Origin of the sequence: Duganella radicis (genome assembly GCF_009720825.1) — a bacterium.
In the GTDB taxonomy this organism is placed as follows: domain Bacteria; phylum Pseudomonadota; class Gammaproteobacteria; order Burkholderiales; family Burkholderiaceae_D; genus Rugamonas; species Rugamonas radicis.
The window spans coordinates 82,766-103,728 of sequence record NZ_WNKY01000020.1; the positions used below are offsets into that span (position 1 = coordinate 82,766).

Genomic DNA, 20,963 nt, shown 5'->3' on the forward strand with positions numbered 1-20,963 from the left:
AAAGTTACGCCACAACGCCTAACATGCAGGTATTTTATGCCTCAATCTGAGAATTATTAGAATGAATCAACTTGACCGCTACGATTACGCCATCCTCGACGCCCTGCAACGCGACGGCACCCTGTCCGTGGCCCAGCTCAGCGAGCAGATCGGCCTGTCCTCCACGCCGTGCTGGAAACGCCTGCGCCGGCTGGAGGAGGAAGGCTATATCGAGCACCGCGTGGCCATCGTCAACCGCCGCAAGGTCGGGCTGCCGGTGACGGTGTTTGTCAGCATCCGCATCACCCAGCACGACGAGAACTGGTTCGCCCGCTTTGCCGATGCCGTGGCGGCGCTGCCGGAAGTGCAGGAATTCCACCGCATGAGCGGCGACGTGGATTATCTGTTGAAGGTGGTTACCACCGACATCGAAGGATATGACCGTTTTTACAAGAAGTTAATCAAATCCGTGAAGCTGACCGGGGTATCGTCGGCGTTCTCCATGGAACAGATCAAGATCACCACCTCTCTGCCGCTCGGTCTGCTTTCGCACCAATAAAGTGCGATAATGCATCTTTTAAATACTTGATTAAGCCCATGCGCGCCTTCTTCGCCAGCTGGCTGCCCAGCCCCACCACCGCCAACCGTCGCGAGCAGCTGCGCGCCGCCGCCGGCGCCCTGCTCGGCATCATGCTGACCGCCATCCTCGGCAAGGCGCTGCTGCAATCCACCCACGCCGCCGTGTTCCTGGTGGCGCCGATCGGCGCCTCGTCGGTGTTGCTGTTCGCGCTGCCCGCCAGCCCGCTGGCGCAGCCGTGGTCCGTGATCGGCGGCAATGTGGTCAGCGGTCTGGTGGGCGCGGCCTGCGTGCGCTGGCTGGGCAACAGCCTGCCCCTGCCGCTGCTGGCGGGCGCTGCCTGCGGTGGCGCGATTGCAGCCATGTTCATCATGCGCTGCCTGCATCCGCCTGGCGGCGCGGTGGCGCTGACCACCGTGATCGGCGGCGCCGTGGTACAGGCGGCCGGCTTCGAATTCGTGCTGATGACAGTGCTGGCCGACTCAGTGCTGCTGGTGCTGATGGCCATCACCTACAACAACCTGACCGGGCGCGCCTATCCGCATCAGCAACAGAATCCGCACATCAACCCGCACGCCACCAAGGACGCGGTGCCGACCGTGCGGCTGGGCTTCAAGCCGGAAGACCTGGACGCCGTGCTGCAACAGCATAACCAGGTGCTGGACATCAGCCGCGATGATCTGGAATCGCTGTTCATGCAGACCGAGCAGCGCGCCTACCAGCGCCGCTTCGGCATCATCAACTGCGCCGACATCATGTCGCGCGACATCGTCAGCGCCGAGTTCGGCACCGGCCTGGAGGAAGCCTGGCAGCAGATGCGCGCCCACCGCGTGACGGCGCTGCCGGTGCTGAACCGTGCGCGCCGCGTGATCGGCATCGTCACCCAGACCGATTTCCTCGAACACGGCGGGCTGGACGACTTCCGCAGCATCCGCCAGCAGCTGCGACGCTTCCTGCGCAAGACCGGCGTGAGCCACACCGAAAAAGCCGAAGTGGTGGGCCAGATCATGACCGCCCATCCCACCACGGCGCGGGTCGACACGCCCATCGTCGACCTGGTGCCGCTGATGGCGGACTCGGGCTTCCACCACATCCCCATCGTCGACGAAGAGCAGCGATTTGTCGGCATCGTCACCCAATCCGACCTGGTGGCGGCGCTGTATGAAAGCCGTTTCGCCGAAGCGGCGGCATAAAAAAAAGCCGCGCATGCAGCTGCGCGGCCGATGGCGTGACACACTTGTTTTTATTACTTATTCTTGCGCCGGCGCGCCATGGCGCCGGCCAGCCCCAGACCTGCCAGCAGCATGGCGTAGCTTGAAGGTTCCGGCACGGCATTGACAAGCCCACCCACCGTCGCGCCGTAGTAATACTCGTCGTCCGGTGTGATGAAGCTGATGTCAGTGTAAGTACCGTAAAACTTCAGCAAGCCATTGCCTTCCCAGCCGGTGGCCGTCATGCCGGACTGCGTCAGCAGGCCGCCACCCCAGTTGCCCGCTCCCTGCGCCAGAATGCTGAAGCTGCCATTCAGGAACACAAAATTGACTGGCTGAGAGTCGCGCCCCACGCTGATCAGATCCATATACGGATCGGTCACCGGCGAGCTGAAATGGAAGTTGTTGATGACGGTGGGGCCGCCGCCCGTCATCAGGATGGTGCCGTTGCTGCCGGGCGTGTTGGTCACTTCGGCGTTGGTGAACGATGACGGCACATTGTAGATATACGCCGCCGTATCCATGCCGATGGTTTGTCCGGTGTAGGTCACCGTGACAGTGGTCGCGCCGTACTGGAACTGGCCGGTGCTGGCATCCGCCCACTTGGCCCAGCTGACGGTATCGACCGCAAACGCTTGCAAAGGCGCCATCACGGCCAGCGCCAGGGCTGTTTTCCTCAGTCCGTTCATACATCCCCCTTTGTTATGTTTTTGGGTGCTGCGGAAATCGATCTTACTCCTCATCCGGCAGCGCATCGACAAATTAAATAGCAATTCAGTAGCGACTCTTTCTGCTACAAAACAATGTGTCGCTGATACAAAATTGTCGCCGCGCCAGCCCCTTGATGGCTTATGCTAGCGGCCAACTTTGTTACACCGAGGATTACCACATGACGTATCGCCGCAACATCATCGCTCCCCTCGCCGCCGCTATCGCGCTGGCCTTTGCTCCCGTCGGCGCCACTACCGCCGCGCCGGCCGCCAAAGTGAGCGCGGAAGTCGCCAACGCCGCCCACAAGGCGCTGCTGAAGCTTGCCGATCAATACTACGACGCGGTGGCGCGCTTCGAACCGGTCACGGCGACGGAGGATGGCGACAACCGCTTCGACGACCAATTGGGCCTGAGCATCGCCCCGGCCAAACGTGCCGCGCAGTTCAAGCTGTACCGCCAGTTCGCCCGGCGCCTGCAAGCCATCTCGCGCGAACAGCTGACCACCGCCGACCGCCTCAACTACGACATCCTGCAATACGAACTGAACGGCCTGATCGCGATGGAGCGCTTCCCCGAGCACTTGCTGCCGATCAATCAGATGGACAGCATCCCGGTCACCCTGGCCAACTACGCCGGCGGCGAAGCGTCGCAGCCGATCGGCACCGTCAAGGAATATGAGGCTTACCTGAGCCGCGTATCGCAACTGCCGGCATGGATCGACCAGGCCATCGCCAACATGCGCACCGGCATCAAGCAAGGCGTGACGGAGCCGAAGGCCATCATGATCTCGGCCCTGCCGCAGTTCCAGAAACTGGTGAGCGCCACGCCGGAAGCCAGCATCTACTACACCCCGGTCACCAAACTGCCGGCCGCGTTCTCCGACGCCGACAAGCAACGCCTGACCGCCGCCTACCGTAAGACCATCAACGACAAGGTGATGCCGGCGCTGGTGCGCCTGGCCACCTTCCTGGAAAAAGACTATGTGCCGGCCTGCCGCACCTCGACCGGCCTGGGCGCGCTGCCGGACGGCGCCGCCTGGTATCAGGCCCGCGTCGCCAACGCCACCACGACTTCGCTGACGCCCGATGAAATCCACGCCATCGGCCTGAAGGAAGTGGCGCGCATCCAGTCCGAATTTGAAAAAGTCGGACCGCAGCTGGGCTACACCGGCCCCGCCGCCGGCTTGCCGGTGTGGGTGGCGGCGCAAGCCAAGTTTTACCCGTTCAAGACCGAGGACGAGGTGCAGGCGGTCTATCACAAGCTGAGCGACGTGCTGGACACCAAGCTGCCGCAGATGTTCAGCCTGCTGCCGAAAGCCAAGCTGGACCTGCGCCTGGAGCCTGAACTGAGCCGCGCCACCGCCTCCGACCACTACACCGCGCCGGCCGGCGACGGTTCGCGTCCTGGCGTGTTCTGGTCGGTGGTCAACGATCCGGCCAAGTACGGCAGCACCGGCATGACCACCTTGTTCCTGCACGAGGGCAAGCCGGGCCACCACTTCCACATCGCCCTGACGCAGGAACTGAACCTGCCCAACTTCCGTAAATTCGGCGGCAACAACGCCTTTATCGAAGGCTGGGCGCTGTATGCCGAAACCCTGGGCAAGGAAATGGGCTTGTTTGACGATCCGGCCCAGTACTTCGGCCACCTGAACGACGAGATGCTGCGCGCCGTGCGCCTGGTGGTGGACACCGGCATGCACGCCAAGGGCTGGACCCGCGAGCAAAGCATTCAGTACATGAAGGATACGCTGGGTTATGACGTCGTGGCCAAGACCGAGACCGAGCGCTACATGGCGTGGCCGGGCCAGGCGCTGGGCTACAAGGTTGGCTCGCTGAAAATCCAGGAACTGCGCAAGCGCGCCGAACAGGCGCTGGGCGACAAGTTCAGCCTGCCGGCCTTCCACGCCGTGGTGCTGGGCGACGGCACCCTGCCGCTGGCCCTGCTGGAAGCCAAGGTCGACCACTGGATCGCGACCCAGCGTTGATCCCAAGGCGGGCCGCGCGGCCCGCCTCTCCCCGCTTACTTCACATACTGCTTGATGCGCTCGATCACCTCGGCCGGCAGCGCCGTGATTTGCTTGGCATGGTTGGCAAACACAATCTGCTGGCGCCCCACCGAGACCGGCTTGCCGCCGGCGTAAAAGCGGAACTCCAGCCAGAACGAGCACTTCCTCACGTCATATGCGTTCAACTCGCAGGAAACCTCCTGAAACGGGAAGGTCTCCTGCAAATAGTCCTGCTCCGCGTGCTTGGTGATGAACACGCCCTCCTTCTGCAACATATCGGCCGAAATGCACTCGAAGAACCACTTTTCGCGGCAAATACCCTGCCATTCGAAGTAACGCGCGAAATAGGTGTTGCCGTAGGCGTTGGAATCCTTGAGGTAGATGGTCAGGGTGTGGGCGAAGGTTTGGGTGGTAACTTGCATCAGCATGGGATTCTCCTAAAAGTGTGATGCCCGACAGCCGGGCAAGACCACTAAAAAGGCGATCCCGCGAACGATGTTTGATCTGGCGCAAAGGCTGTTGCAATAAACAAGCGAGCTGCTTCATCCCGCGCAATACTTGTCTGACCTCACAACTCGCCTGGAATCCGCAATCATGCACTCCCTCCTGCCCGTCGTGGTTTCCCTGCTATTCCTGTGCTATGGCGCTTACGTGTTGCATTCGCGTGGCGTCAGCCGCATCAGCCTGACCTTCTTCCTGCTGTGCAGCACCACCTTCTGCTGGCAATTCACCTGGGCCATCCTGTTCCAGATGGAGGACGAGCACGCGGCCCTGTCGCTGGCCAAGCTGGGCTACCTGATGATTTTGTTCCTGCCGACCACGCTGTACCACTTCATTGCCGAGCTGACGGTGCAGCGCGGCGAGGGGCGATGGGTAGCGCTATCTTACGGCGCGGCCGGGCTGCTGGGCGTGCTGCTGCTGACCAGCGACTGGCTGGTGGCCGGGCTGTACCGCTATTTCTTCGGCTTTTATCCCAAAGCCGGCCTGCTGCATCCGCTGCATCTGTTACAAACCGTGCTGGTGGTGGGACGCGGCCTGTGGCTGCTGTACCGGCGCCAGCGCATGGCGGTGTCGACCGAGCGCACCCGGCTGCGTTACTGCCTGGTCAGCCTGCTGATCTACTTCTTCGCCTCGGTGGACTACCTGTGCAACTACGGCATGCAGTTCTACCCGCCTGGCGTGCTGTTCGTGGCCACCAGCCTCGGGCTGATCGCCCAGGCCATGGTGCGCTACAACCTGCTGGCCGATCCGCTGGAGGTGGCGGCCACCATCGCCCACGAAATGCGCACGCCGCTGGCCACCATCCGCAACCAGTCGCGCATCCTCAGCCGCTGCCTGCCCGACTTGCTGACTGGCTACCAGCTGGCCGTACAGCAACAATTGATCTCGCCGACACTGTCGGCGGTGCAGTTGCAATATTTGCAGCAAATCAATCAGTACATCGAAACCGAGATCAGCCGCTCCAATTTCATCGTCGACATGATGCTGGCCTCGGCCCGCGCCGGCACGCTTAACCGTAGCGATTTTGCCAACCATTCAATCAAGAAATGCGTGGACGAGGCGCTGGCCAGCTACCCGTTTGAAAGCGCGATGCGGGAAAAAGTCAAAGTGCGCGGCAGCGAGGACTTCACCTTTTTCGGCTCGGACGTGCTGCTGGTGTACGTGCTGTACAACCTGTTCAAGAACGCCCTGCACGCCATCAAGGCGGCTGGGCGGGGCGAGGTAGAAATCCGATTACGGGGGCGGCAATTAATGGTCACCGATACCGGCATGGGTATTCCGGACGACGTGTTGCCACATGTATTTGAACCCTTTTATAGCACCGGCGGCACTGGCATGGGACTGGCGTTTTGCCGCAAGGTGATTACCGCCTTTGGCGGCAATATTCAATGCCAGTCCAAAGCCGGACGATACACCTGCTTTTTAATCAGTCTGCCAGCGGATTAAAATCTTCGCCGCTGACTTTTTCAAGATCGGTTTCGTCGCCCAAAACATAAATCTTTTGGCCGCGCAAAACTTCCAGAATAAATGGCTGTTGTTCGCGCAGACGGCGCTTAAAATCGGGAATGGAATAAAGATTAGGATTGATTTTACGGCGCAATAAACGTTCGGCAACCGGCAGGCGGGATAATAATTCACCGTAGCTGGTATTATCGCCGATCAGCAGTAATTCAACGGCGGTATCCATGCCCTCTTGTTCCTTGGCGGTGGCGCCATAAACAAACGCCACATTCAATACATGCTGTAACGGCGCCAGCGCGGAATTCAGGACGCTGACCAGGCCAAAGGTTTTTTTCACCAAGCCGCTCAATTCGCCAAACACGATGCAGTCCTTGTTCGGTTTAAAGCGGCGTACATTGCCGATGCGCTCGGACACGATCACGCCCGACTCATGCAGACGCTTCAACTCCCGCTGCGCCGACGCGCTGCCCAAGCCAGTCAGGCGCATGATCTCATTCAAGTGGAATCCTTGATTGACACGTACAAACAGCAAGCCCAGCAGTTTTTGCTGGGCGGGAGTGAAGAGGGCTTGGGCGATCATGAGCCAAATCTTAGCATGAACACACTGTTGACTGGCATGTTTCACATCATGTTTACCAAACTGTCATGCGCGAGCCCGCCCTTCCTGGATGCGCAGTGATAACATTCCCTCACATCAACGGAGGATAAGAAGCATGAAGAAACGTATTATGATCGCGCTGCTCGGCGCACTGATAGCCAGTTCCGCGATGGCGGAAGAAGCCCGCGTCGCGGCAATCAGTGCCGCTCCCGGCAACCTGACCACCCTGCCCGCATCGATAGCCGGCCGCGTGTTGAAGGACCCGGCCAAGGGTTATCAATACCAATGGCCCGGGATTTATTTCGACGCCGCGTTTGAAGGGAAGCAGGTGTATTTCAATGTGGGGCCGGGCAATGTCATATTGCGCGTGCTGGTCGATTCTGTGGAAAAAGCCAAGCTGGTTAAACCGGCGGCCGGCTGGTATCAGGTTGACGGGTTAAATAACACGGCCCATACCATTCGTGTCGAAGTCATTTCAGAAAGCCAGGCCGGCCCCAATATATTCGGCGGCTTCGCATTGGATAATAGCGGCAAGGTATTGCCCCTGTCGCGCCGCGCGCGGCAAATCGAGTTTATCGGCGATTCGCATACTGTGAGTTACGGTAATACCTCGGCCTCGCGCGACTGTAGCGAAGAGCAGGTTTGGGCGACCACCGATACTTCCCAGGGATTTGGCGCAATCACCGCGCGACATTATGGCGCCGATTATCGTGTCCAGGCTATTTCAGGGCGCGGCGTGGTACGCAATTACAATGGCTTTGCCGCCGACACCCTCCCGGCCGCTTATCCCTACATTCTGTTCAACAAGGCCGATCGCGATACCTCGCCCGATTGGCGCCCCCAGCTGATTGTCATTGCGCTGGGCACCAACGATTTCTCCACACCGCTTAACCCAGGGGAAAAATGGAAGACCAGGGAAGCGCTGCAAGCCGATTACGTGACCGGCTACGTCGATTTCGTGCGTTCGCTGCGGGCCGGCAATCCGGACGCCTACTTCATCCTGTGGGCCACCGACGGCGCCAACGGCGAAATCCAGGCCGAGGTTGGCAAGGTGGTGGCGAAACTCAAGGCGGGCGGTGAAGACCGTGTGCACTTCATGCCGGTCAACAAACTGACCTTTGGCGGCTGCCACTGGCACCCCTCGGTGGCCGACGACCGCACCATCGCGAACGGCCTGACCACCTTCGTCGACGCGCATCCGGAACTGTGGACGGCAAGAAAAACGTCCCAATAAGGCGGCGGTAAAAAAAACGGCACCCGAGGGTGCCGTTTTTGTGGGGCATTGAAGCTTACGCTTCGCCGTCGTGCGGAGCCACTTCGGTGGCTTCGATGTCGGCGCCGGCCATGGCGGCTTTTTCAGCTGCCAGCAGAGCTTGACGCTCTTCGACTTCCCACTGCTCTTTCTCTTTGCGAGCGCGGTGGAAGGCCAGACCGGTACCGCCTGGGATCAGACGGCCAACGATCACGTTTTCTTTCAGGCCACGCAGACCGTCGCGTTTGCCCATGATCGCGGCTTCGGTCAGCACGCGGGTGGTTTCCTGGAACGATGCGGCCGAAATGAACGAGTCAGTCGACAGCGACGCTTTGGTAATACCCAGCAGTACGTTCTCGTAGGTTGCCGGCAGTTTGTTTTCTGCGGTGACGCGATCGTTTTCTTCCAGCAGTTCCGAACGCTCGACCTGTTCGCCAACGATGTAGTTGGTGTCGCCGGCATTGGTGATCTGAACACGACGCAGCATCTGGCGAACGATCACCTCAATGTGCTTGTCGTTAATCTTCACGCCTTGCAGACGGTACACGTCCTGCACTTCGTCAACGATGTAGCGCGCCAGCGCTTCGATACCCAGCAGACGCAGGATGTCTTGCGGATCGGCCGGGCCGTCCACGATCATCTCGCCCTTGTTCACCACCTGGCCGTCGTGCACCAGCACTTGCTTGTCCTTGGTAATCAGGAACTCGTGCTTGTTGCCGTCCATGTCGGTGATTTCCAGACGCTGCTTGCCCTTGGTTTCTTTACCGAAGGCCACGGTACCGGTAACTTCCGCCAGCATGCCCGCGTCTTTCGGCGAACGTGCTTCGAACAGCTCGGCAACGCGTGGCAGACCACCGGTAATGTCACGGGTTTTCTGCGATTCGGTCGGGATACGCGCCAGAACCTCACCCACGGACACTTGCTGGCCGTCTTTCACCATGATCAGTGCGCCAACCTGGAAGCCGATCGCCACCGCGTGTTCGGTGCCGGCGATCTTCACTTCGTGGCCGTCGTCGTTCAGCAGTTTCACCTGTGGACGCATGGTCTTGGTCAGCGAACCGCGACGTTTGGCATCGATCACCACCAGGGTCGACAGACCGGTCACCTCGTCCACCTGACGGGCCACGGTCACGCCTTCCTCGACGTTCTCGAAGCGCACCGTACCGGCGTACTCGGTAATGATCGGACGGGTCAGCGGGTCCCAGGTCGCCAGGGCGGTGCCGGCTTTCACAGCCATGCCATCCTTGACGATCAGGGTCGCGCCGTACGGCACTTTGTGGCGCTCGCGCTCACGGCCGTGGTCGTCAGTGATCAGGACTTCGCCCGAACGGGAAATGACGATTTGCGCGCCTTTGCCGTTGGTCACATAACGCATGGTCGAGGTGAAGCGGATGGTGCCGTTCGACTTGGCTTCCACCGACGACGCCACTGCCGCACGCGATGCCGCACCACCGATGTGGAAGGTACGCATGGTCAGCTGGGTACCCGGCTCACCGATCGACTGCGCTGCCACCACACCAACCGCTTCGCCGGCGTTGACCAGCAGGCCGCGGCCCAGGTCGCGGCCGTAGCACTTGGCGCACAGGCCGTAGCGGGTGTCGCAAGTCAGCGGGGTACGGACCTTCACTTCGTCGATGCCGACGCGTTCGATCTCTTCGACCATGTCTTCGTCCAGCAGGGTGCCGGCTTCGTACAGGGTCGCCTGGGTTTCCGGGTTGACGATGTCGGTGCCAGCCACGCGGCCGAGGATACGGTCGCGCAGGGCTTCGATCACTTCACCACCTTCGACCATCGCCTTCATGACGGTGCCGTTGCTGGTGCCGCAATCGTCTTCGATCACCACCAGATCCTGGGTCACGTCGACCAGACGACGGGTCAGGTAACCCGAGTTCGCGGTTTTCAGTGCCGTATCCGCCAGACCTTTACGAGCGCCGTGGGTCGAGATGAAGTACTGCAGAACGTTCAGGCCTTCGCGGAAGTTCGCGGTAATCGGGGTTTCAATAATCGAACCGTCCGGTTTCGCCATCAGACCACGCATACCCGCCAGCTGGCGGATCTGTGCGGCCGAACCACGCGCGCCCGAGTCAGCCATCATGTAAATCGCGTTGAACGATTCCTGGGTCGACTTGGTGCCGTCACGCTTGATGACGTCTTCCACTTTCAGCTGGTCCATCATGGCCTTGCCGACTTCGTCGGAAGTCTTGCCCCAGATGTCGACCACTTTGTTGTAACGCTCGCCGGCGGTCACCAGACCCGAAGCGTACTGCTGCTCGATCTGTTTCACTTCCGACTCGGCGGTCGAAATCAGGGTGACTTTCTGAGGCGGTACCAGCATGTCGTCCACGCAGATCGAAATACCGGCGCGGGTCGCCAGGCGGAAGCCCGACTGCATCAGCTGGTCGGCAAACACCACGGTGGCGCGCAGACCGCACTTACGGAACGAGGTGTTGATCAGCTTGGAAATTTCTTTCTTCTTCAGGGCGCGGTTCAGCACGCTGAACGGCAGGCCCTTCGGCAGGATTTCCGACAGGATGGCGCGGCCAACCGTGGTTTCGTAGCGGGTCACGGTGCGAACGAATTCGCCCGTCGCTGGATCTTTTGGATTCTCAACGATACGTACGGTGATACGGGTGGTCAGTTCCACTTCCTTGTTGTCGTAAGCACGGATGACTTCCGACACGTCAGGGAACAGCATGCCTTCGTTTTTCGCATTGATCGCTTCGCGGGTCGCGTAGTACAGACCCAGCACGATATCCTGCGAAGGAACGATCGATGGTTCGCCGTTCGACGGGAACAGGATGTTGTTCGAAGCCAGCATCAGGGTGCGGGCTTCCATCTGTGCTTCGATCGACAGCGGAACGTGCACTGCCATCTGGTCACCGTCGAAGTCAGCATTGAATGCCGCGCAGACCAGTGGGTGCAGCTGGATGGCTTTGCCTTCGATCAGGACTGGCTCGAACGCCTGAATACCCAGACGGTGCAGGGTTGGTGCACGGTTCAGCATGATCGGGTGTTCGCGGATCACGTCTTCCAGGATGTCCCAGACCACTGGTTCTTGAATCTCCACCAGTTTCTTGGCAGCCTTGATGGTGGTCGCCAGACCCATCAGTTCCAGCTTGTTGAAGATGAACGGCTTGAACAGTTCCAGCGCCATCAGCTTCGGCAGACCGCACTGGTGCAGTTTCAGCTGCGGACCCACCACGATGACCGAACGGCCCGAGTAGTCGACGCGCTTACCCAGCAAGTTCTGACGGAAGCGGCCGCCCTTGCCTTTGATCATTTCAGCCAGCGATTTCAGCGGACGCTTGTTGGCGCCGGTCATCGCTTTGCCGCGACGGCCGTTGTCCAGCAGCGAGTCTACCGCTTCTTGCAGCATACGCTTTTCGTTGCGCGTGATGATCTCTGGAGCGCGCAGCTCCATCAGGCGTTTCAGACGGTTGTTACGGTTGATGACGCGGCGATACAGGTCATTCAGGTCCGAGGTCGCGAAACGGCCGCCGTCCAGTGGCACCAGTGGGCGCAGTTCCGGTGGCAGCACCGGCAGCACTTCCATGATCATCCATTCAGGCTTGATGCCCGAACGCTGGAACGCTTCCAGCACTTTCAGACGCTTGGCGTATTTCTTGATCTTGGCTTCGGACTTCGATTCCTTCAGTTCCACGCGCAGGGTTTCGGCATCGCGGTGGATGTCGATCGAGCGCAGCAGTTCGCGGATACCTTCAGCGCCCATGAAGGCGGTGAAGTCGTCGCCGTACTCTTCGTACTTGGCGGCGTAATCGTCTTCCGACATGATCTGGCACTTCTTCAGCGGGGTCATGCCAGGATCGGTCACGACGTAAGCTTCGAAGTACAGCACGCGTTCGATGTCGCGCAGGGTCATGTCCAGCACCATGCCCAGACGGGACGGCAGCGATTTCAGGAACCAGATGTGGGCGGTTGGCGAAGCCAGTTCGATGTGGCCCATGCGCTCACGGCGCACCTTGGCCAGCGTGACTTCGACGCCGCATTTTTCGCAGATCACGCCACGGTGTTTCAGGCGCTTGTACTTGCCGCACAGGCACTCGTAGTCCTTGATCGGGCCAAAGATCTTGGCGCAGAACAGACCGTCGCGCTCAGGCTTGAAGGTACGGTAGTTGATGGTTTCCGGCTTTTTGACTTCGCCGTAGGACCACGAACGGATTTTCTCAGGCGAGGCGAGACCGATCTTGATCGCGTCAAAGGTCTCGTTCGTCTGTACTTGCTTGAATAGATCGAGCAGTGCTTTCATGTATCACTCCAGGTAGTGATGAATTCTTTAAACTGCCCCGCCGGCGACTGCCAGCGGGGCCCGTGCGTGTGTCTTAGTTGCGTTCCAGGTCGATATCGATACCCAGGGAACGGATCTCTTTCACCAGCACGTTGAACGATTCCGGCATGCCGGCATCGATCACGTGGTCGCCCTTGACGAGGTTTTCGTACACTTTGGTACGGCCGTTCACGTCGTCGGACTTCACGGTCAGCATTTCTTGCAGCACGTACGATGCGCCGTACGCTTCCAGTGCCCACACCTCCATCTCACCGAAGCGCTGGCCACCGAACTGGGCTTTACCGCCCAGCGGCTGCTGCGTCACCAGCGAGTATGGACCGGTCGAACGCGCGTGCATCTTGTCGTCGACCAAGTGGTGCAGTTTCAGCATGTGCATCACGCCCACGGTCACTTTACGTTCGAAGGCTTCGCCAGTGCGGCCGTCGTACATGGTGACCTGGTTCTTCGAGGCGGTCATGCCCAGGTGGTTGGCGATGTCGTCCGGATAGGCCAGGTCCAGCATGCGGCGGATTTCCGACTCGTGCGCACCGTCGAACACCGGCGTTGCGAACGGCACACCTTTTTTCAGGTTGTGCGCCAGCTTCATGATCTCTTCGTCGTCGAACTTGTCCAGATCTTCCGGACGGCCCGATTCGTTGTAGACCGTGGTCAGATACTTGCGCATCTCTTCCACTTTAATCTGCTGTGCCAGCATTTCGCTGATACGGATACCCAGGCCTTTTGCTGCCCAACCCAAGTGGGTTTCCAGGATCTGACCCACGTTCATACGGGATGGAACACCCAGCGGGTTCAGCACCACGTCGGCCGGCGTACCGTCCGCCATGTGCGGCATGTCTTCCACTGGCACGATACGCGAGACCACACCCTTGTTACCGTGGCGGCCCGCCATCTTGTCGCCCGACTGCAGGCGGCGTTTAACGGCCAGGTACACCTTGACCATTTTCTGCACGCCAGGTTGCAGCTCGTCGCCCTGGGTCAGTTTCTTGCGCTTCTCTTCGAAGGCCAGGTCGAACTGGTGGCGCTTCTCGTTGATCGATTCCTTGATCGCTTCCAGCGCGGTAGCAGCGGCGTCGTCCGCAGGGCGGATGTCGAACCAGTGATACTTGTCCAGATCGTCCAGGTATTCCTTGGTGATCTTGGCGCCTTTGGCCAGCTTCTTCGGACCGCCGTTGACCACTTGGCCAATCAGCATCTTCTCCAGACGCTGGAAGGCATCGCCTTCCACGATACGCATCTGGTCGTTCAGGTCCAGACGGAAACGCTTCAGTTCATCGTCGATGATCTGCTGTGCACGCTTGTCGCGCACGATGCCTTCGCGGGTGAACACTTGCACGTCGATCACGGTGCCGACCATGCCCGAAGGCACGCGCAGCGAGGTGTCTTTCACGTCCGACGCTTTTTCACCGAAGATGGCGCGCAGCAGCTTCTCTTCCGGGGTCAGCTGGGTTTCGCCCTTCGGCGTCACTTTGCCAACCAGGGTGTCGCCGGCTTGCACTTCGGCGCCGATGTACACGATACCGGATTCGTCCAGGCGAGCCAGTTGGTTCTCGGCCAGGTTCGAAATATCGCGGGTGATTTCTTCCGCGCCCAGCTTGGTGTCACGGGCAACAACCGACAGCTCTTCGATGTGGATCGAGGTGTAACGGTCGTCTTTCACGACGTTTTCCGAGATCAGGATCGAGTCTTCGAAGTTCAGACCATTCCATGGCATGAAGGCCACGGTCATGTTCTGGCCCAGCGCCAGCTCGCCCAGGTCGGTCGATGCGCCGTCGGCGATCACGTCGCCCTTGGCCACACGGTCGCCGCGCTGCACGATAGGACGCTGGTTGATGTTGGTGTTCTGGTTGGAACGGGTGTACTTGATCAGGTTGTAGATGTCCACGCCGACTTCGCCAGCTTGCGCTTCGTCGTCGTTCACGCGGATCACCACGCGGCCCGCGTCGATGTAGTCCACGATACCGCCGCGGACTGCCTGCACGGTGGTGCCGGAGTCGACTGCCACGGTGCGCTCGATGCCGGTACCGACCAGCGCCTTTTCAGGACGCAGGCAAGGCACAGCCTGACGCTGCATGTTGGCGCCCATCAGTGCACGGTTCGCGTCATCGTGTTCCAGGAATGGAATCAGCGAGGCTGCCACCGACACGATCTGGCCCGGGGCCACGTCCATGTACTGCACGCGCTCCGGCGACACCAGGATGGTTTCGCCGGCTTCACGTGCCGACACCAGTTCGTCGACCAGCTGACCAGCATCGTTCACCTTGGCGTTCGCCTGGGCGATGATGTAGCGGCCTTCTTCGATCGCCGACAGGTAGTCGATCTGGTCGGTCACTTTCGAACCTTCTACCTTGCGGTATGGGGTTTCCAGGAAGCCGTATTCGTTCAGGCGGGCGTACAGTGCCAGCGAGTTGATCAGACCGATGTTCGGACCTTCAGGCGTTTCGATCGGGCACACACGGCCGTAGTGGGTCGGGTGCACGTCGCGCACCTCGAAGCCGGCGCGCTCGCGGGTCAGACCGCCAGGGCCCAGGGCCGAGACACGGCGCTTGTGGGTGATTTCCGACAGCGGGTTGGTCTGGTCCATGAACTGCGACAGCTGCGACGAACCGAAGAACTCGCGGATAGCGGCCGAGATCGGCTTCGAGTTGATCAGGTCGTGCGGCATCAGGTTGTCGGCTTCCGCCTGGCCCAGACGCTCTTTCACGGCGCGCTCAACGCGCACCAGGCCGGCGCGGAACTGGTTCTCGGCCAGTTCGCCGACGCAACGCACGCGACGGTTACCCAGGTGGTCGATATCGTCGACTTCGCCGCGGCCATTGCGCAGTTCCACCAGGATCTTGATCACGGCCAGCACGTCTTCGTTCGACAGGGTCATGGCGCCGGTCAGTTCATCGCGGCCGATGCGGCGGTTGAACTTCATGCGGCCCACAGCCGACAGGTCGTAACGGTCGGCGCTGTAGAACAGGCCGTTGAACAGGGCTTCCACCGACTCTTCGGTTGGCGGTTCGCCAGGACGCATCATGCGGTAGATGGCGATACGGGCAGCGGTCTGGTCGGCGGTGTCGTCGATGCGCAGGGTCTGCGAGATGTAGGCGCCCTGGTCCAGATCGTTGGTGTACAGGGTCTGGATGTCGCTCACGTTGCTGTCGCGCAGGCGGTTCAGCACTTCGTCGGTCAGCTCATCGTTGGCGTTGGCGATCACTTCGCCGGTGTCCGCGTCCACGATGTTCTTGGCCAGCACGCGGCCGACCAGATAGTCTTCCGGTACCGAGATGTGTTTCAGGCCGGCGGCGTCGATGTCGCGTACATGCTTGGCATTGATACGCTTGTCTTTCATGACGATGGTCTTGCCGGTCTTCGGATCGACGATGTCGAAGCGCGCGACTTCGCCGCGCAGGCGTTCGGCGACGAATTCCATTTCCGCGCCTTCCGAGCGCAGGTGGAAGTTGTCGAACACGAAGAAGTTGGCCAGGATCTGTTCCGGCGTCATGCCGATCGCCTTCAGCAAAATGCTGACTGGCATCTTCCGGCGACGGTCGACGCGGAAGTACAGGATGTCTTTCGGGTCGAACTCGAAGTCCAGCCACGAGCCGCGGTAAGGAATGATGCGGGCCGAGAACAGCAGTTTGCCGGACGAGTGGGTCTTGCCACGGTCGTGTTCAAAGAACACGCCTGGGGAGCGGTGCAGCTGCGAAACGATAACGCGCTCGGTACCGTTGATCACGAACGAACCGGTGGAGGTCATCAGGGGCAGTTCGCCCATGTACACTTCCTGTTCCTTCATCTCTTTGACGACCGGCTTGGTCGGCGATTCCTTGTCCAGGATCACCAGACGCACCTTGGCGCGCAGCGGCGACGCGAAGGTCAGGCCACGCAGTTGGCATTCCTTGACGTCAAAGGCAGGATCGCCCAGCACGTACGACAGGAATTCGAGACGCGCAAAGCCATTGTGCGAAACGATAGGGAAAATCGAGGTAAAGGCCGATTGAAGGCCATCGTTCTTGCGCGCCGACGCCGCAACGTCTTCTTGCAGGAAACTGTGGTAGGACTCGAGCTGGGTAGCCAGCAGGAACGGAACGTTGTGAACGTTGGCGCGCTTCGCGAATGATTTGCGAATGCGTTTCTTCTCAGTAAATGAGTAGTGCATGGACACTCCGTGAGTGACAGAAAGGGAAAAAATTTCAGGTTTTGCCTGTATTCCAGCAGAACCGGGCTGTCTGTCACACAGACGAAACCTGAAACTTCTACCATTTCCAGCTGATTCAATTGGGACTGCAACGTCAATACAACGCTACAAATACGACACAGACGACAAAGGAGCCAAAGCCGAAAGTTTCCCCTCTTTCAAGGGGAAACTTCCGCAGCTTTGGCTCGTGGCGCTAACTATCAACTGTTAGCGGCCGGTACAACGAATTACTTCAGGTCGGCCTTGGCGCCAGCTTCTTCCAGCTTCTTCTTAGCGGCTTCAGCGTCAGCTTTCGACAGGGCTTCTTTCACGGTCTTCGGTGCGCCGTCAACCAGGTCTTTGGCTTCTTTCAGGCCCAGACCGGTGATTTCGCGAACTGCTTTAATCACGCCAACTTTGTTAGCGCCAACTTCCGACAGAACCAGGTTGAACTCGGTTTGCTCTTCAGCAGCAGCAGCAGCGCCAGCTGCGCCGCCAGCTGCTGGAGCAGCCATTGCAGCGGCCGAAACGCCGAATTTCTCTTCGAAAGCTTTAACCAGTTCGTTCAGGTCCATTACGGACATTTCGCTCACTGCGTTCAGGATGTCGTCTTTGCTAATTGCCATTTGAAACTCCAATAATTTTGATTCGTTAATTCAGAATGCTACTTGAGAAAAAACCGGCCAATTACGCGGCTGGGGCTTCTGCTTCCGCAGGAGCGCCTTCGGATTTTTTCGCTGCCAGAGCAGCCAGACCACGTGCAAAGCCCGAAACCGGAGCCAGCATAACGCCCAACAGCTGCGAGATGAGGACTTCACGGCTAGGAATGCTCGCCAACGCTGCGACAGCTGCTTTATCCAGCTGTTTGCCTGCGTAGTTACCGGCAGTGATAACCAGTTTGTCGTTGGTTTTAGCGAAGTCGGCTACGACTTTAGCTGCTGCAACGGCATCATCCGAGATCGAGTAGATCAGCGGACCGGTCATGCTGTCTGCCAGGGCGGCGAATTGCGTGCCTTCAACGGAGCGACGAGCGAGGGTGTTTTTCAACACACGCAGGTACACGCCTTGAGCGCGCGCTTTGGCACGGAGTTGCGTCAAGTGAGCAACCTGGATGCCACGATACTCGGCCACGACGATAGTTTGCGCAGTTGCTACTTTTGCGGAAACTTCGGCAACAACGGCCTTTTTGTCATTCAGATTGAGACCCACGGTCAATCTCCTTAAATGATAACCAGCTGAATTGCCGGCCATCGGTTCGAACAACGGCGTCCGAGGTTAGGAGTCCAATGGACTGCAAAACTTGATCGGGAACACCATCTGCGTTGGGTGAAACAACTCAATTAACCAGATGCCTGCCTGATGCATCCAGCCCAACGGTCTTTGATTGCGGCTGCTGCCGAAACAGCAGCCATCCCAAAGAACTGCGCCAAGCTTTTCAGCTCAGCGACTTAATTTTGTAACTTAGGCTGCCAGGGTAGCCTGGTCAACACGGACGCCAGCGCCCATGGTCGACGACAGGGAAACCTTGCGCAGGTACACACCTTTCGACGAGGCCGGCTTGGCTTTGTTCAGCGCGTCGATCAGGGCGTTCAGGTTGTTTTTCAGGTCGGCGTCCGAGAACGACTTGCGGCCGATAGTCGCGTGGATGATACCTGCCTTGTCGGTACGATACTGCACCTGGCCGGCTTTCGCGTTTTTCACGGCGGTAGCGACGTCAGGGGTAACGGTGCCGACTTTCGGGTTAGGCATCAGGCCGCGCGGGCCCAGGATCTGACCCAGGGTACCAACGATACGCATGGTGTCTGGCGAAGCGATGACGATGTCGAAAGGCATGTCGCCGGCTTTGACGCGCTCGGCCAGGTCTTCCATACCGACCACGTCGGCGCCAGCTGCTTTAGCGGCTTCAGCCTTGTCGCCCGAAGCGAACACGGCAACGCGAACGGTCTTGCCGGTGCCGGCTGGCAGCACCACGGAACCACGCACCACCTGGTCCGATTTCTTCGGATCCACACCCAGCTGGACCGACACGTCGATCGATTCGTTGAACTTGGCGGTGGCCAGTTCTTTGATCAGAGCAACAGCGTTGTCGAACGAGTAGTTCTTGGTGGTGTCAACTTTGGCCTTGATGGCTTGTGCGCGTTTGGACAGTTTTGCCATGATTACAGACCTTCCACGGTGATGCCCATCGAACGTGCGGAACCAGCGATGGTGCGTACGGCAGCATCCAGGTCGGCAGCGGTCAGGTCAGGGGTTTTCAGTTTAGCGATTTCTTCAGCTTGCGCGCGGGTCAGCTTGCCGACCTTGTCGGTATGTGGCTTGGCCGAACCTTTTTGCACGCCCGAATGCTTCTTGATCAGGAAGGTCGCTGGCGGGGTCTTCATCACGAAGGTGAAGGACTTGTCCGCGAAGGCGGTGATCACCACCGGGATCGGCATGCCTGGTTCCATGCCTTGGGTCTGCGCGTTGAACGCTTTGCAGAATTCCATGATGTTCAGACCGCGCTGACCCAGCGCCGGGCCGATCGGTGGGGATGGGTTTGCTTTACCAGCTGGCACTTGCAGCTTGATAAAACCAATGATTTTCTTTGCCATGATGGCTCCTGTCTTGGATATGAGTAGTAGCGCCCCGTGATGCGATCCATTGCATGACGGGGCTCCTCTTGTGCCAGATTAACTAGGGTTTTGACACCGTCGCCCGTTCTGGCGAACGGTTGTTTATACTTTTTCGACTTGGCCGAATTCGAGTTCGACTGGCGTTGCGCGGCCAAAAATGGTGACCGAGACGCGCACTTTCGATTTCTCGTAGTTGACTTCCTCGACATTGCCGTTGAAGTCAGTGAACGGACCGTCCTTGATGCGGACTTGCTCGCCCACTTCGTACAGCACTTTAGGCCGTGGCTTCTCGACGCCCTCTTGCATCTGCTGCATGATCTTGTCGATCTCGCGCGCCGGAATCGGGGTCGGCTTGTTCGATTTGCCACCGATGAAGCCGGTGACCTTGCTGGTGTTTTTCACCAGGTGCCAGGTCTCGTCGGTCATTTCCATCTCGACCAGCACATAGCCAGGGAAGAAACGACGTTCGGTGACCGATTTCTGGCCGTTGCGCACTTCGACCACTTCTTCGGTCGGCACCAGGATCTGGCCAAACTGGTCTTGCATGCCGGCGCGCTCGACGCGCTCGGTCAGCGCACGCTGCACGCTTTTCTCCATGCCGGAATACGCATGCACAACGTACCAGCGCTTGTTGCTCACTGGTACGCTGATTGGCGCTGCGCCAGCGTCTTGCTCAGGAACCGCGCCCTGAGCGTCGTCTTGCACATTTTCGCTCATTATTTTCGTATGCCCAGAATGACGTCGTACAACAGGAATTCCAAAGTCTTATCCGTGCCCCACAGGAAAATCGCCATCACCAGCACGAAGGCAAACACGATGCCGGTGATCTGGGTCGCCTCGCGACGGGTAGGCCATACGACCTTTTTCGTCTCGCGAACGGATTCTTTGGCGAAATTCAGGAAATCACGGCCAGTCGACGAAGTCCACAAGATCAAAACGGCAAAAGCCAAACCAGCCACAAGTGCGCCTGCGCGTACCAGAGCTGGTTTGTCCGACAGGTAGTAAAAACCTATCACGCCTGCGATTGCAACGACAATTGCCAGTGCAACCTTAATCTTGTCATTCGACGTGCTGACGGTCTGCACGGATTGATTAGACATTTATATTTTACTTTCGGTGCCCTGCACCAGATTCGGTGGCAGGGGCGGAGGGCCTCGAACCCCCAACCTTCGGTTTTGGAGACCGACGCTCTGCCAATTGAGCTACGCCCCTACATAAAACCACAAAGGATCGGATTATACCACCCGGTCAGACCGGGTGGCAATCGTCATTCCTTATCAGGCGATGATCTTGGCGACCACGCCTGCGCCTACGGTACGGCCACCCTCACGGATAGCGAAGCGCAGACCTTCTTCCATCGCGATCGGGTTGATCAGCTTGACGGTGATCGACACGTTGTCGCCTGGCATAACCATTTCTTTGTCCGCTGGCAGCTCGATCGAACCGGTCACGTCGGTGGTACGGAAGTAGAACTGTGGACGGTAGTTGTTGAAGAACGGGGTGTGACGGCCGCCTTCATCTTTCGACAGAACGTAGATCTCGCCGGTGAAGTGGTTGTGCGGCTTGATCGAACCTGGCTTGGCCA

17 protein-coding genes and 1 tRNA gene are annotated in these 20,963 nt (G+C 59.2%); 5 read left to right on the forward strand and 13 right to left on the reverse strand.

The genetic code is table 11. The annotated features are described in order from the left end of the window. Positions 1-61: 61 nt before the first annotated feature. Entirely contained in the window at positions 62-538 is a 477-nt protein-coding gene (locus GM676_RS18305) for an Lrp/AsnC family transcriptional regulator (RefSeq protein WP_155465237.1), read from the forward strand. Between the two features lie 38 nt (positions 539-576). Further along, on the forward strand, positions 577-1,749 hold the full coding sequence (locus GM676_RS18310; RefSeq protein ID WP_155465239.1) for an HPP family protein: 1,173 nt from the start codon (positions 577-579) through the stop codon (positions 1,747-1,749). Positions 1,750-1,802: 53 nt separating this feature from the next. Here GM676_RS18310 and GM676_RS31860 read toward each other — a convergent pair whose 3' ends face one another. Then, the gene (locus tag GM676_RS31860) at positions 1,803-2,456 is read right to left on the reverse strand and encodes a PEPxxWA-CTERM sorting domain-containing protein (RefSeq protein WP_229262757.1); all 654 of its coding nucleotides are present in this window, start codon (positions 2,454-2,456) and stop codon (positions 1,803-1,805) included. Positions 2,457-2,656: 200 nt separating this feature from the next. Here GM676_RS31860 and GM676_RS18320 point away from each other — a divergent pair, with 200 nt between their 5' ends. Further along, positions 2,657-4,465 (forward strand): DUF885 domain-containing protein, encoded by a 1,809-nt coding sequence (locus GM676_RS18320; RefSeq protein WP_155465241.1) that lies wholly within the window; start codon positions 2,657-2,659, stop codon positions 4,463-4,465. A 35-nt stretch (positions 4,466-4,500) separates the two neighbouring features. On the opposite strand, the gene GM676_RS18325 is transcribed toward GM676_RS18320, so the two are convergent. Further along, positions 4,501-4,914, reverse strand: coding sequence for an acyl-CoA thioesterase (locus tag GM676_RS18325; RefSeq protein WP_155465243.1), 414 nt, complete (start codon positions 4,912-4,914; stop codon positions 4,501-4,503). A 166-nt stretch (positions 4,915-5,080) separates the two neighbouring features. On the opposite strand from GM676_RS18325, the gene GM676_RS18330 reads away from it, so the two are divergent. Continuing rightward, on the forward strand, positions 5,081-6,433 hold the full coding sequence (locus GM676_RS18330; RefSeq protein WP_155465245.1) for a sensor histidine kinase: 1,353 nt from the start codon (positions 5,081-5,083) through the stop codon (positions 6,431-6,433). On the opposite strand, the gene GM676_RS18335 is transcribed toward GM676_RS18330, so the two are convergent. Continuing rightward, positions 6,414-7,028, reverse strand: coding sequence for a helix-turn-helix domain-containing protein (locus tag GM676_RS18335; RefSeq protein WP_155465247.1), 615 nt, complete (start codon positions 7,026-7,028; stop codon positions 6,414-6,416). The genes GM676_RS18330 and GM676_RS18335 overlap by 20 nt on opposite strands. 133 nt (positions 7,029-7,161) lie before the next feature. Here GM676_RS18335 and GM676_RS18340 point away from each other — a divergent pair, with 133 nt between their 5' ends. Continuing rightward, entirely contained in the window at positions 7,162-8,280 is a 1,119-nt protein-coding gene (locus tag GM676_RS18340; RefSeq protein ID WP_211923254.1) for an SGNH/GDSL hydrolase family protein, read from the forward strand. Between the two features lie 55 nt (positions 8,281-8,335). Here the strand turns inward: GM676_RS18340 and rpoC are convergent, their stop codons facing one another. The 10 genes from rpoC to GM676_RS18390 form a co-directional block, all read right to left on the reverse strand. Then, positions 8,336-12,565, reverse strand: a complete 4,230-nt coding sequence (rpoC, locus tag GM676_RS18345) for a DNA-directed RNA polymerase subunit beta' (protein WP_155465249.1) — start codon at positions 12,563-12,565, stop codon at positions 8,336-8,338. 73 nt (positions 12,566-12,638) lie between these two features. After that, the gene (rpoB, locus tag GM676_RS18350) at positions 12,639-16,748 is read right to left on the reverse strand and encodes a DNA-directed RNA polymerase subunit beta (protein WP_155465251.1); all 4,110 of its coding nucleotides are present in this window, start codon (positions 16,746-16,748) and stop codon (positions 12,639-12,641) included. 266 nt (positions 16,749-17,014) lie between these two features. After that, entirely contained in the window at positions 17,015-17,392 is a 378-nt protein-coding gene (gene rplL, locus GM676_RS18355) for a 50S ribosomal protein L7/L12 (protein ID WP_155465253.1), read from the reverse strand. Positions 17,393-17,453: 61 nt separating this feature from the next. Then, the gene (rplJ, locus tag GM676_RS18360; RefSeq protein ID WP_371866284.1) at positions 17,454-17,975 is read right to left on the reverse strand and encodes a 50S ribosomal protein L10; all 522 of its coding nucleotides are present in this window, start codon (positions 17,973-17,975) and stop codon (positions 17,454-17,456) included. Positions 17,976-18,227: 252 nt separating this feature from the next. Continuing rightward, positions 18,228-18,923 (reverse strand): 50S ribosomal protein L1, encoded by a 696-nt coding sequence (rplA, locus tag GM676_RS18365; RefSeq protein WP_155465255.1) that lies wholly within the window; start codon positions 18,921-18,923, stop codon positions 18,228-18,230. A 2-nt stretch (positions 18,924-18,925) separates the two neighbouring features. Next, a complete protein-coding gene (rplK, locus tag GM676_RS18370) occupies positions 18,926-19,357 on the reverse strand; it encodes a 50S ribosomal protein L11 (protein WP_072789258.1) in 432 nt (143 codons plus the stop codon). Positions 19,358-19,480: 123 nt separating this feature from the next. Continuing rightward, positions 19,481-20,095, reverse strand: a complete 615-nt coding sequence (gene nusG / locus GM676_RS18375; protein WP_092281524.1) for a transcription termination/antitermination protein NusG — start codon at positions 20,093-20,095, stop codon at positions 19,481-19,483. Further along, positions 20,095-20,478 carry a preprotein translocase subunit SecE gene (gene secE, locus GM676_RS18380; protein WP_155465257.1) on the reverse strand — a complete coding sequence of 128 codons (384 nt, stop codon included), beginning with the start codon at positions 20,476-20,478 and terminating at the stop codon, positions 20,095-20,097. Before secE ends, nusG begins: the two co-directional genes overlap by 1 nt. Before the next feature lie 36 nt (positions 20,479-20,514). Then, positions 20,515-20,590: transfer RNA gene (locus GM676_RS18385), tRNA-Trp, on the reverse strand. Between the two features lie 65 nt (positions 20,591-20,655). Beyond that, positions 20,656-20,963: EF-Tu C-terminal domain-related protein (locus GM676_RS18390; protein ID WP_155465259.1), on the reverse strand; the 308-nt coding region annotated here is incomplete at its 5' end.